The 13978-nt window shown below is 42.4% G+C and carries 9 protein-coding genes; 4 read left to right on the forward strand and 5 right to left on the reverse strand.

Annotated features, from left to right (window positions below; translation table 11 throughout):
- The first annotated feature begins 94 nt into the window (after positions 1-94).
- On the forward strand, positions 95-976 hold the full coding sequence (locus tag IH598_03790; protein ID MBE0637621.1) for an EamA family transporter: 882 nt from the start codon (positions 95-97) through the stop codon (positions 974-976).
- 57 nt (positions 977-1033) lie between these two features.
- Here the strand turns inward: IH598_03790 and IH598_03795 are convergent, their stop codons facing one another.
- The 4 genes from IH598_03795 to IH598_03810 all read right to left on the reverse strand — a co-directional run bounded on the left by IH598_03795 (position 1034) and on the right by IH598_03810 (position 8384).
- Positions 1034-3142: a LysM peptidoglycan-binding domain-containing protein gene (locus IH598_03795; protein ID MBE0637622.1), complete on the reverse strand. Its 2109-nt coding sequence runs from the start codon at positions 3140-3142 to the stop codon at positions 1034-1036.
- Between the two features lie 311 nt (positions 3143-3453).
- Entirely contained in the window at positions 3454-4983 is a 1530-nt protein-coding gene (guaA, locus tag IH598_03800; protein ID MBE0637623.1) for a glutamine-hydrolyzing GMP synthase, read from the reverse strand.
- Positions 4984-4991: 8 nt separating this feature from the next.
- A complete protein-coding gene (gene yidC / locus IH598_03805; protein ID MBE0637624.1) occupies positions 4992-6941 on the reverse strand; it encodes a membrane protein insertase YidC in 1950 nt (649 codons plus the stop codon).
- A 135-nt stretch (positions 6942-7076) separates the two neighbouring features.
- Positions 7077-8384 carry an ATP-binding protein gene (locus tag IH598_03810; protein ID MBE0637625.1) on the reverse strand — a complete coding sequence of 436 codons (1308 nt, stop codon included), beginning with the start codon at positions 8382-8384 and terminating at the stop codon, positions 7077-7079.
- Between the two features lie 348 nt (positions 8385-8732).
- Here IH598_03810 and nhaC point away from each other — a divergent pair, with 348 nt between their 5' ends.
- Both nhaC and IH598_03820 read left to right on the forward strand, forming a co-directional pair.
- Positions 8733-10196, forward strand: a complete 1464-nt coding sequence (gene nhaC, locus IH598_03815) for a Na+/H+ antiporter NhaC (GenBank protein ID MBE0637626.1) — start codon at positions 8733-8735, stop codon at positions 10194-10196.
- Positions 10197-10220: 24 nt separating this feature from the next.
- Positions 10221-11210 (forward strand): DUF3108 domain-containing protein, encoded by a 990-nt coding sequence (locus IH598_03820; protein ID MBE0637627.1) that lies wholly within the window; start codon positions 10221-10223, stop codon positions 11208-11210.
- A gap of 619 nt (positions 11211-11829) precedes the next feature.
- On the opposite strand, the gene tnpA is transcribed toward IH598_03820, so the two are convergent.
- Positions 11830-12291: an IS200/IS605 family transposase gene (tnpA, locus tag IH598_03825; protein ID MBE0637628.1), complete on the reverse strand. Its 462-nt coding sequence runs from the start codon at positions 12289-12291 to the stop codon at positions 11830-11832.
- Between the two features lie 1256 nt (positions 12292-13547).
- Between tnpA and IH598_03830 the strand changes: the two genes are divergently transcribed.
- Positions 13548-13978, forward strand: a 431-nt coding sequence (locus IH598_03830; protein MBE0637629.1) for a hypothetical protein, incomplete at its 3' end; no start/stop codon positions are given.

The following is a 13978-nucleotide window of genomic DNA, read 5'->3' on the forward strand; positions in this document are numbered from 1 at the left end:
TGCAAAACTATAAATTAACACGAATGCTCGTATTGGTGATTTAATCTACTTTTGACCGCCAGTTAGGGCTCGAAATTGAAACCTTTCCCGGATTATGAAGATAGAATATCTGCTGTTGATTACGGCTTCTGGTTTTTTTCATGCATTTTATAATTTTCTGATGCGCCGTGAAAATGGAAGCAGGTTGTTCCTCACAGGAATTTTTGGTGTAGGAGCCTTGCTGTCGCTGGTTGCTACTTTTTTATCCGGCGTTCCTGTTTCAATTCCATGGAATGCAGTACCTTATGTTTTTGCAGCTTCTTTGTTTTACACTTTTTACCAGGTGTTTATTTCTAATGGTTTTGAAAGGGGCGATATAGCGATCGTGTATCCGCTGGCCATGCTTAGCCCGCTGTTTATACCTATACTGGCTTTGGTATTTCTGAAAGAGATCATTCCATTTTCTGTTTGGGTTGGGATTTTTATCACGCTCGGTGGCGCCATATTGATACAATTACGTTCATTATCCTTTTCAGAAATCAAAAAGATGATTTTTTTAGGCAAAGATTATGGTATTGCAAGGCTGGCGCTTGCAGCTTCTTTTATGTATGCCATCGGATCGGTGTTTGATAAATCAAGAATCAGCGTATTCAACATCTTTATTTACATGAATTTCATCCTTCTTTTTATGGCTGGGATGCTGCTGGTTTATGTTTTCGTTTTCGAAAGAAAGCAATCGATGAATGTTTATATAGCAAAACATTACAAACCAATATTAATCGGTGGGGCAGTACTTTTCCTGTCTTTTCTTTCCTTTCGCATGGCCTTGCAGTTTGTGTATGTTAGCATTGCAGTGCCGGTCAGGCTCTCATCTATCGTTTTTGCTGTGTTGTTTGGTGTTCTGGTATTAAGAGAAAAAGTAAACCGCAAACAGGTTACCGGTATCATCATGTTAATCATAGGAATTTTGATTATCCACTGGTTCAGAATGAGCTGATTGGTATGCAATACATTCATTATAGGATTATGAAATGTATTACTGATCCTGTCAATCTTATGGCTTGTTGCTACGCATCCGGGAACTGGTTCGGATTTGATGATATTGATAGTTGTTTAAGCGTAGTATTTTCCACTCCTGGTTTTCAAAACCATTGCCATCGGTTGATAAGAACTGGTAGTTACCAAAAAGGGTGGATGCATCATGGTAGGGTAAGCATTCGGTAAAATGTGAACCATATTTTATGAGTGCGCTGAAAAAGAAAAGACCAGTGTCATACCCTTTGAATGCGTAATTCTCAGGTTCAGCCTGATATTTTTCCCTGTATTTCAGCACAAAATTTCTAACAGCATCAGACTCGAAATCCACATACTCAGAAGTCATCACATGGGTATTAAGGTTATTCAAATGTTTGTAATCGAGACCTTCCATTTCTAACCATTCAGGGAGGCCGAAAACTGTTATTTTGTAATTTTCGCGCAGCATATTGAGTTTGCGCATGAGATCGAGTATATACAACTTGTTTTCGGTATAGACGATGACAACATTCTCTTTTGAGGTTGAAGCCATCTTTTTAAAAGTATTTAAACTGTCGCGGCTGTAAATGATTTCGTAAAAAGGGGCTGGAGAATGAATTTCGTCGGGATTCAATTGCCGGGTCAGTGCTGATCTTAATTTGGTGATGATCTGTTCATCACGCATGGAATTGTGACGTGCGATGAATACTTCAGCACTACTGAGTTTGCTGTAAATATATTCGGCCATAGCATCAAAGATTCTGTCTTCATTAGGTATTACCTTGATAGCGTATGGATTACCTGTCAAAAAATCATTTCGGTTAGAAAGCGGGTTCACAATCGGAATTTGATTGCTTAGGGCAAATTCGGCGACAATCCTGTAACTACTGTTGTAAAATGGTCCGATGATGAGGTGCATCTCTTTGATTTGAGGATTCAGTAATACTGCTTTTGCCTGGGCGATGTCCTCCTCAACATTGAAAACATAAATGTTGGCGTTAAATCCCTTCTTCCGCAAAGAATCCAACGCCAGCAACATTCCTTCATAATACTGTATGAACAGGAATGATTTAATGAAACCTTCGCCACTTTTATCCAATTCGTTAAAGAAAAAGGGCATCATCAGTGCAATGTTAAAGCTCCCTTTTTCTGTTATTTGATCACAAAAATCACCATTGGGTATTTTCTGTTTTAATTCTTCACGAATCATCTCTTCAGAAATCACAGGTTTTTCCTGTTCGGCAATTATATCTGGTTTTCGCGGAGGAAGAGGGATTCTAACTGTTTGTCCTGGTTGCAGTTGACGTGAAATGTAGGGGTTGATGCCTAAAATCTTATCAACTTCGGTCTTATAATCGTTGGCCAGCCGGTTCAGGGTAATTCGATGCCGAACATTATGGGTAATGTAATCCCTTTCAACGCTGCTAATGGGTATTTTAATGATTTGTCCCTTAACCGGTTTATCGCTAACCCCAGGGTTGATGGCGTAAATGCTGTCGATACTGATTCGATAGCGAATGGCAAGTTCATAAAGGGTTTCTCTGTTGCGTTCCTGGAACTCGAAGTATCCTTTTCCGTCTTTATCCTGGGTCAAGGTGGTAGAGGCTGCGTCGGGAGATGCAACTACTGTTGATGCCGGTTTAATTTCAGGCTGCACGGTTGTTTGTTGCTGCTGCCCGGCCAATGCGGGTTGCGTGCGGTCGAAGATGGGAATTTTCACAAAACCGCCTTCTTTCAGTCCCTCGGTAAGGTCGTCGTTGACGGCAATGATCTCTTCAACAGTCACGTTATATTCTTTTGCCAGGCTGAACAATGTTTCACCTTTTGCCACACGGCGGTGGTTCATTCCGATGGGTTTCGATCCCTGGTTTTCATTTTGTGAACTTGAAAAAGGAATTTTTATCACATCATCCGGCTGGATGTTTTCATCAGTTCCGGGGTTGTTTTGCAGGATATCAGCGACTTTTACTTCATAGGCGCGTGCAATTGAATATAGGGTTTGCCCGCGTTCGACCTTGTGAATATAAAATTGGTTACCACCTATAGTTTCGGTCACAGCAGAACGTCGAATTGTATCCTGAGCCTGAACCTGCAATCCGGAAAAGGAAAGAGCCAGAAAGACGATCAGAAGTGCTTTTTTTAAATTCATGTTGAGATTATTGTTCTTTTAATCAAACAAATTCAATGCTTAAAAACTCCATTCAGCAGGTTTTATTTTTGTGCCAATGATTGGAAAACCCCATTACAATCATCATAGTTTTAAATCCAATGCTGTATTCGGAATTCATTATTATTTAGATAAAACACTGCCAGGTCTCAATCCCGCACGTGCGGGACTGGCAGGTTGATATTCATTTCTTAAAAAACATCCGCAGCCATACCGACAACCTCAACCTTACCCTCAACCTCAACCTTAACCTCACCCTCAACCTCAACCTATAGTCTTCTCAACCCCTTCTTTCACTCCCATTCAATTGTTGCAGGTGGTTTTGAACTGACGTCATACACCACGCGGTTTACTCCTTTTACTTTATTGATGATGTCGTTGGATACTTTGGCCAAAAATTCGTAAGGAAGGTGTGACCAGTCAGCAGTCATCCCATCGGTTGAGCCGACAGCCCTGAGGGCTACCACATTTTCATAGGTTCTCTCGTCGCCCATCACACCGACCGAACTGACGGGAAGTAGCACAGTGAGCGCCTGCCAGACCTTGTCGTAAAGCCCGTTATCTTTCAGACCCTGGATAAAAATATGGTCAACATCCTGCAAAATGCTTATCCGCGCCGGAGTGATTTCGCCCAATACACGAATTCCAAGCCCGGGGCCGGGGAAGGGATGTCTGTTGAGGATATCCGGTTTTAGTCCCATTTCACGACCAACCCATCTGACTTCGTCTTTGAAAAGGCTTTTCAACGGTTCAATTACTTTTAACTTCATAAAATCAGGAAGTCCGCCCACGTTGTGGTGCGATTTGATTGTGGCCGATGGGCCTTTTACTGAAACCGATTCGATGACATCAGGATAGATGGTACCCTGGGCAAGCCATTTTACTTCTTCGATCCGGTGTGCTTCATCATCAAATACCTCAATAAAAGTACGACCGATTACTTTTCGCTTTTCTTCGGGATCTGTTTTGCCTTTTAATGCTCCATAAAAACGATCGGCAGCACGAACTCCTTTTACATTCAACCCCATATCGCGGTAAGCTTCAAGCACTGTTTCGAATTCAAACTTGCGAAGCAAACCGTTGTCCACAAAAATGCAGTGTAGTTGGCTGCCAATGGCCTTGTGCAGTAAAAGAGCAGCGACCGATGAGTCTACCCCACCCGAAAGTCCTAATACCACCTTGTCGTTTTTCAAATCCTCGCGTAACCAGTGCACAGTGCTTTCGACGAATCCTGCTGGAGTCCAGCTTTGAGAACAATGGCAGATACCCACAACAAAGTTGTAAAGCAGTGTCATGCCTTCGGAAGTATGGTAAACTTCGGGATGAAACTGAATACCATAGATTGATGAATTACCTGCCTGGTACCCTGCCACCTGTACATCATGGGTTCCGGCAATAATCCTGAAATCCTTCGGAATGGAGAGAATGGTATCGCCGTGCGACATCCAGACCTGGCAACCGGGTGTCATGCCATGCAACAAAGCGTTGGACTGGTCAATATGGTTCAGGTTGGCACGTCCGTACTCCCTGATTTTGGAAGGTTCAACTTCTCCGCCATTGATCTTGGCCAGGTATTGCGCACCATAACAAAGACCAAGGAGAGGAATTTTTTTTGCGAGAATATTTTCCAGGACAGGTTTTGGTGAATCAGGATCTGAAACTGAAAAAGGGCTTCCGGAGAGGATTACTCCCTGAACGTACTCAAGTGACGGTATTTGGTTAAACGGATGAATTTCGCAGTAAACGTTCAGTTCGCGCACACGTCGGGCAATCAACTGGGTGTATTGAGAACCGAAGTCGAGAATCAATATCATTTGTTGCATACTGCGATCTATTTATTGGTCTTTTTAGTTCCTGAAAGTTGCTGCTGACGCTGCCTGGTCAGTTCTTCAAGTTTGGCCTGGAACTTCGATTTCTTCACCGGTTTGGTCTTGTTTAACTGGATTTGCTGATGAATTTTATCCTCATCTATCGTTTTGCGGATCAGGAACATCTGGGCAAACGTGAGAATATTCGCAAGGAAATAGTAGTAGCTTAACCCTGAAGCAAAGTTGTTGAATATTCCGAGGAACATTACCGGCATGATATACATCATGGTTTTCATTCCGGGCATCTGGTTGGTTGAGCCCATCATGTCGTTGTTGAGTTTGGTGTACATGATTGTTGATACGGTCATCAGTAGTGTGAATAAACTGACGTGCGCACCATAAAATGGGATATTGAAAGGCAAATCAAGAATCGAGTCGTAACTTGACAGGTCGTGAGCCCAAAGGAAAGCCTCCTGCCTTAGTTCGATGGAGGAGGGGAAAAACCTGAACATAGCCAACAGGATGGGGAACTGCAGCAACATTGGCACACATCCGGCCATTGGGTTGACTCCAGCTTTTTTGTAAAGTGCCATGGTAGCCTGCTGCTTCTTCATTGTGTCTTCAGGCTTCGGGAATTTTTTGGAAATTTCTTCTATTTCAGGCTTCAGTACCCGCATTTTGGCCGAAGACTTATAGGTTTTGTAGGCTATGGGGAAAAGCACAATTTTAAGCAAAATTGTAAGAATCAGGATTACGATGCCATAGTTCCAACCATACCCGCCCAGCCAGTCAAAAACCGGAATCACCGCATAAATGTTAATCCAGGCCATCAGAAAGAAACCCCATCCTAAAGGGATTTGGCGCTGCAGGTCAAGCTTGTATTGTTTTAGAGTGCTGTATTTATTTGGGCCAAAATAGAAATTCATTTCGAAACTGTGATCGGGGGAGAAATCATAAGGGACAGCAACAAGCGCGGACATTGATTTCAGATAATGCTCATCGCTGTTCTGCAGGTCACTAAACGACTTGATTTCTGCGTTTGTGAAAGCCTGATCTGCAATCAGTGTGGCTAAAAAGAAGCGGGTTTTGAAAGAGACCCATTTCACAGGTAATTTCAACGATTGTTCATCATCTTTGCGCTCCGAAAGGTAATCAACGGACTCTTTATCAAATTTCCAGTAAACGGTTGATTCATTGCGTTCGTTTTCAATACTTTGTTCCTGGCGGCGCATATCGGCGCTCCAGGTCAGGTCAATAAAACCAGTTCCGGGATCAATCACCTTATTCATTCCTACCATGTTCAACCGGTAGCTGAGCATATAGTTATCGCCATAAATGGTGTAGAGGTACTCAATGTATCTTGACTGGTCGGGTGTTCCGTCAGGAGCAACCGCGTAAAGGCGCATGGCAAAACGCAGGGAGTCATTTCCGGTGACAGTCATTGTTTTACTGTCAGTCCATTTTGTATCAGGGTAATAAGGTTGAAAATACAGATCGTTTGTGCTGATACGGCGGCTGTTGGCAAAAAAGGTGTAACCGAATACGGCATCATCATTATTAAATAAAATCAGCGGCAATGAGTCGAAAGTTTTATAATCCTTCAGTTGTGCGTTGATGATCTTTCCGCCTACGCTCGAAATCCGGATCTTCAACAGATCATTTTCGATCACAAATTCTTCCTGCTTGCCCTGGGCAGCCAAAGCGAATGCTCCAAGTTTGTCAATCAACGCCTGGTTGTTGCCTGCTGAAATTGAGTCGGTGAATTCATTAATAATTACTTCTTCCTCAGCCTTCTTTTCGATGTCTGCAATTCTTACCCTGGCGATAGAATCCTGGCGGTATTTCACCATCTCGAGTGAATCACGAACCTGCTCACGCCGGGCGATTTCCTCCTTTGAGGGTTGGTTGAAAATGGAAAATCCGATAAAAATAGCGAAAATGAGGATTAATCCATAGATTGTGTTTTTGTCCATCAGGCTAACTTTTGTGAATGATAAAAATGAGGGCGCAAAGATATTTATTTTGGAGTTATGGGAAGGTAAAACAAATTGCTCAATGCGAGATCAGCCTGATCAATTGTTCGGTTTTTTTTCACTTAATACGACATCTTACTTATTGGCTATCCTTTTTAAGCTACTGATGGCATACAATGGTAAATTTATCAGCCATTCTTCCAGGCGGTAGTCTGACATTGAAGTACGAACCGTGAGCTTTGGGGCAAACTTTTCATGAAATACTCTAAGGCTCTTTGCGTGCAGGTTTTCTTCTGCTTTTACCTCAACTGGTAATACAAGACCATTAAATTGAATTATAAAATCAACCTCTGCACTCGACCGCTCTGCTGACCAGTAGAAAATTTTAAAAAGATCTTCAGTAACCATCTGTTGCAAAACATATTGCTCAGTGAGCGCGCCTTTAAATTCGGTAAATATAGCATTTCCCTCAATGATTGTTTTTGGATCAATGTCGCCCATTGCAGCCAACAAGCCTATGTCAACAAGAAACATTTTGAAGGCAGAAAAATCTTCATAAGCTTTCAGTGGAATGAATGGTTTTACTGCTCTGTTGATTTTGTGAACCTGTCCGCAATCATTCAGCCATGTTAAAGCCAACTCATAATCCTTTGCCCTACTGCCTTCTTTTATGAGTCCATAAATGAATTTTCTGTTCTCCTTTGCCAGTTGCGACGGGATCGAATTCCATACCATGCGTATTCTTGGGACTATACTGACCGGCGCATGTTTGGAAAAATCTTGTTCGTAAGCGTAGAGAATTTGTTTGTGGATAGAGCGGATTTCGTTGAAATCTCTATTTACAACAAAATGGGAAACTGCTTCAGGCATTCCACCCACAAAATAGTAATGCTTTAAATGTTCTATAAATTTTGATTTGAAAGCTGTAATGAGTTTCCAATCGCACTTACTGAGCATCTCCACAAGATTTACTTCATCAAATGCTTCTAAATATTCAATAAATGAAAGTGGATATAAATCAAGAAACTGAACTTTTCCTACCGGAAATGAAACATTGGAGTGGATGGCCATTCCAAGAAGAGATCCTGCTGCCATAATATGGAATTGAGGAGCATCCTCGCAAAAGTATTTCAAGGCAGTTATTAACTTCGGAATTGCCTGGATCTCGTCCAGAATTATTAGAGTGTTTGCTGGATCAATCTTCACTCCGGATTCAACTTCAAGTGCGAGAATGATTCTCTGAATATCAAAATCATCCTTTACGATGGTTTCCAATCGTTTGGTTTTCTCAATATTCAAATAAACTGTATTTTCATAATAAATTCTTCCAAATTCTTTCATTAACCAGGTTTTTCCAACCTGTCGTGCACCTCTGATAATCAGTGGTTTTCTGGATGTAGAGTCCTTCCACGAAATTAGTTCAGCGATTTTAGTTCTTTTCATGGTTGTTAACTTTTTTGCAAAAATACAAAAATTCATACGAATAAATGTCGTTAATCACACTTTTACGTACGAATATTTGTAACAGATCACATTTTTTCAAACGAATATTTGTTGTCAAAACAATTTTTCACATAATAAATGCTATGCCGCACTGGCAAAAGTTGCACTATGTCTTGTTGTTTTTGGATTAAGTGATCCACGGTAAGGAACACAAACTCAAATTCACCCCGGTGCTGCCTTGCACAGGAAGCTTTTATTCAGATAGTGAATGAATGGCGATAAAAAAAATCCCTTTATTTTAGCCGTCAATTAAGGCTAACCTAAGATCAAATTTTTGAACGTGATGATATGACAAGACTAAAGCGTCCTCCAACTCTGCTTGAGGCATTAATCCCGGTAGTTTTTCTAACGGCATTAATCTCAATTAATGTTTTCATTTTTGGTGATGATTCTCTGGCCGGCTCCAACCAGATGGTGTTGGTCCTTTCGGCCACTGTGGCTGCAATTGTTGCCTTTATTTCCGGAACAAGCTGGGAAGAGCTGCATGGAGGAATTGTAAAAAGCATCGGATCAGCCATGTCAGCCATACTGATTCTTTTGTTAATCGGATCGCTGGCGGGCACCTGGCTTTTGAGTGGTATTGTGCCTGCCATGATCTATTATGGGCTTCAGATTCTTAATCCTACTATTTTTCTCCTGGCGGCCTGCATTGTAAGTTCCATTGTTTCGCTGGCAACGGGCAGCAGCTGGTCAACAGTGGCAACGCTTGGTGTGGCTTTGCTTGGCATCGGACGAGCCCTTGGTCTGCCGGATGGTGTGATTGGCGGAGCTATTCTTTCCGGGGCCTATTTTGGAGATAAAATGTCGCCACTGTCCGATACTACCAACCTGGCGCCTGCGATGGCAGGAACTGATCTTTTTACCCATATCCGATACATGGTATTAACTACCGCGCCAACCTTTACAATCACACTGATCATTTACCTGGTTATTGGTTTTTCCCGCACTCAATCCACCGAAATCAATGATATCCAACCCATTCTATCTGCTATCAATGGAACATTTAATGTTACACCGCTTCTTTTTATTGTTCCTGTCATGGTCATTTCTCTGATAGTGATGAAAATTCCGGCACTGCCAGCATTACTTTCAGGGACACTTGCCGGAGCATTGTTCGCACTGATTTTCCAGCCTCAGATCATCGAACAGGTGAGTGGGATTGAAGGTAAATTCCACGTTGCTGCCTATGTTGCTATTATGAAATCGATGTACACCAGTATCAGCGTGACCACCGACCACGAAATGGTGAACAGTCTATTGTCAACGGGCGGTATGCGGGGGATGCTTAATACGGTCTGGCTGATTATCTGTGCGATGGTCTTTGGCGGTATTATGGAGGCCGGCGGGTTGCTGCAGCGAATCACCCAGACTGTGATCCGGTGGGCTAACAGCCAGGGGTCGCTTATAGCATCAACAGCAGGAACCTGCATTTTCTTCAATATTACGGCCAGTGACCAATACCTCAGTATTGTGGTGCCGGGAAGAATGTTTGCCAGCACTTACCGCGAAAGGGGATTAGCTCCCCAAAACCTTAGCCGCACCCTCGAAGACAGCGGAACGGTTACTTCTGTGCTCGTCCCCTGGAATACCTGTGGCGCCACACAATCTGTTGTCCTCGGCATTCCAACCCTGACCTACTTGCCTTACTGCTTTTTCAACCTGATCAGTCCGCTGATGACGATCTTTTTCGGGTATATGAACATAAAAATTGCCAAACTCAGCGACCAGGTATTTGTCCGTAAAGATCAATAAGTTTGAGTAACCATCGTTTGGCTGATGAATGTGCTTGATAAAGTATTGAAGAAAATGCCATTAACGGATAAAAACAAGATTTATAGCAATGCCGGGCCAAAACGTTGGCGTGGATGGATCACTATTTTTATGGGAATATGGAAGAAATTAAACCACTTTGCTACTGTTGCTTTTCTGATTTTCCGGAGCATTTCCTCTAAACCTCTGCCCATTTTTGCTATACCTTTAATAACAGTCCTTTTATCAGTTCAGATCCTTCTTCCTGCTCAACCGGTAGAGTTGCCATTTAAAGCAGGTGAAAAACTCTATTACCAGGTAGCCTACAACTGGCATTTTGTATGGGTAGAAGCCGGCAAAGCGGAGTTTTTGGTTGATAGCCTGAAATACGGTGAAAGAGGCGCTTACCAGTTTAAAAGTGCTGGGCGCACATTGACTTCCTACGATTGGTTTTTCAAGGTACGCGACTACTTTGAATCGGTGGCTGATGCTGAAACATTGATGCCATACTGGTTTACACGCAACACCAGCGAAGGGGGTTATAAGGCATATGAAAAGTACAACTTTGACTACCCAAACAAGCAGATTATTACACAAATTGAGAACAGTAATAAACCCTTCACCAAAAGTATCGTACCACTTGGGGATGGAGTAATGGATGTTCAAACGGCAGTTTATTATGCCCGTTCGCTTGACTTCAGCCAAATGGAACCCGGAGACAAAATCACTTTCCACCTGATGATTGACGGTCGCGTGTATGAAATCTTCGGAAGATATCTTGGGATGGAGCATGTGGAGAATTATGACGGCTCAAAATACCGCTGCCACAAGTTTTCGGTATTGTTGGTTGAAGGGACAATTTTCAGTGGTGGCGAAGATTTGTTTGTGTGGGTTACCGACGACAGAAATAAAATCCCCATCCTGGTTGAAGCTAAGATCCTCGTAGGCTCCGTAAAAGCCTATTTCGTCAAAGCCGAAAATCTGAAGTTTCCTATGGAAACCACAGTTGGAAAATGATTCATTACAACCCTGAAAGGGTTGGATTACTGTAGGTTAAGATAACCGATTGAACTCATAGAGCAACCTCGAAGAGGTTGGATTATATCAATGATTTGGTGAAAATAGTCCAACCTCAGCGAGGTTGTCGCTGAATGATTGTAATGTTCATTGCAACCCTGAAAGGGTTGGAATACTGTAGGTTAAGATAACCGAATGAACTGATAGGGCAACCTCGCAGAGGTTGGATTATATCAATGATTTGGCGGAAATAGTCAAACATCTTTGAGGTTGTGGTGTGGATTTCAGAAAAGGTCATTAGCTACAAAAGTCCAACCTCTTCGAGGTTGTGGCGGTGAATGTGGACTTTGTTTTTGCTACAATAGTCCAACCTCAGCGAGGTCGTCCCCGAATGATTTTAATGTTCATTGCAACCCTGAAAGGGTTGGAATACTGTAGGTTAAGATAACCGAATGGACTGATAGGGCAACCTCGTAGAGGTTGGATTATATCAACGTGTTGTCGATAATAGTCCAATTACACGTTTAGAAATTAAACTTGCAATAACTTGGAAAAGCCTGTCCGAATTCATTAGGGGGTTGGATTAAATTAATCTACTAAAAGTTGGGCTAAGGCAATATCAATCAAAAAAGTCAAACAGATATTTCAAATCATATTCAATCTGAAAATCTTCCAGTAACTCGATGTACTCTTCACGAAAAGTCTTTTTTTTGTGATGCTCTTTTTGATTGATGATATAATTGACAACATTGCTGATATGTGAACGACTGTATGAAAATGCTCCATACCCCTCCTGCCATGAAAATTTGGAATATTGAAATTCTTGCTTTATGAAATTAGTAGATGAACGTTTAACTTCTTTTACCACATCCGAAATACTCATCGAAGGTTTTAGGCCAAAGAAAATATGAATATGATCATACATGCCGTTCACGGCCAAAGATTTATGTCCCATGCTGTTCAGTAGGCCAGCAGTGAATTTAAAAATTTGTTCCTGGTGATTTATAGTTTTAACCGGACAATGTAAATGTGGGCTGAAAACAAGATGAATGTAAAGCTGTGAAAATGAACTGGCTCCCATAGTTGATTTTTTTGGTAAAAGTAGAATTATTAATCAAAACCTGAAATGTAAATCAGATGGATTTTTTTAAATTTAGTCCAACCTCTTCGAGGTTGTGATATAGATTATTGAAAAGGTCGTTAGCTACAATAGTTCAACCTCTACGAGGTTGTCACCAAATGATTGTAATACCTTTGGCAACCCTGAAAGGGTTGGAATACTGTAGGTTAAGATAACCGAATGAACTGATAGGGCAACCTCGCAGAGGTTGGATTATATGAATGATTTGGCGGAAATAGTCCAACCTCTTCGAGGTTGTTGCGGTGGTGAGGGTTGGGGTTTTACTACATTAATCCAACCTCTTCGAGGTTGTGGGAGGGGGATAATCGGGATGGATTTTTGGTACAAAAGTCCAACCTCTGCGAGGTTGTGGTGGTGAATGTGGACTTTGTTTTTGCTACAATAGTCCGACCTCAGCGAGGTCGTCGCCGAATGATTATAATGTTCATTGTAACCCTGAAAGGGTTGGAATACTGTAGGTTAAGGCAACCGAAAGAACTATTTCATCAACCTCGTAGAGGTTGGATTCTATCAATGATTTGGTGAAAATAGTCCAACCTCTTATAGGTTGTTGCGGTGGTGAGGGTTGGGGTTTTACTGCAATAGTCCAACCTCTTCGAGGTTGATAGAGGTGAATGTGCACTCTATTTTACTAAATAGTCCAACCTCTTCGAGGTTGTGATGTGGATTATAGAAAAGTTCATTAGCTACACAAGTCCAACCTCTTCGAGGTTGTCGCCGAATGATTTTAATGTTCATTGCAACCCTGAAAGGGTTGGAATACTGTAGGTTAAGATAACCGAATGAACTGATAAGGCAACCTCGCAGAGGTTGGATTATATGAATGATTTGGCGGAAATAGTCAAAAATCTTTGAGGTTGCGGTTTGGATTATAGAAAAGGTCATTAGCTATAATAGTCCAATCCCGCACCTGCGGGATTGTGGGTCTTTGATGGGCGGGTTGTTTACTACAATAGTCAAACCTCTTCGAGGTTGTCATTTTGGTTTATAATTTAGAATGAATAAAAATTTCAGCAATTTGTATTTTGGATTGGTCTTATGCTCAACTTTGTTGTCGGCAAACGGAAGTTGTAGATAATATGTGCAAGTGGGCGAGTAAATTACAGTATAGCTGCGCTTTAAATATCGAAAAACTCTTTCCTTCTTTTAAATAATCTTCAATAACATCTTTTTATTCATCTTAATCCAATTTTACAATGAAACAGATTTTTACTGCTCTCCTGCTGCTGGCTGCTATGGGGCTGGCTGCGAACAACCTTCAGATTACGAGGGTGGCGCTGGTGGACAACGACCCGGTGGCCAAAACGGTGATGATTGAGTTTGACCTGAGCTGGGACAACTCCTGGCGCGACGACATTAACTGGGACGCCGCCTGGGTGATTGCCAAGTACTTTACCGGCGAGCTGCCCTACCCGCACTGCAAGCTGGCGCTGGAGGGCGCTGCGGCAGGCACCGGCACCGGCCACACGCTGATTGTGCCCGACGACAGCCTCACACTGAACGACACCCCCTACGGCGTGGGCGCCTTTATGTACCGCGACTCCCCCGGCAGCGGAACCTTTGCCGCCACCGGCGCACGCCTGAAATGGAACTACGGCCTGAACGGCTTTGACACCCTGCCCGAAGA

This window comes from Bacteroidales bacterium (assembly GCA_014860585.1).
Taxonomy (GTDB): domain Bacteria; phylum Bacteroidota; class Bacteroidia; order Bacteroidales; family 4484-276; genus RZYY01.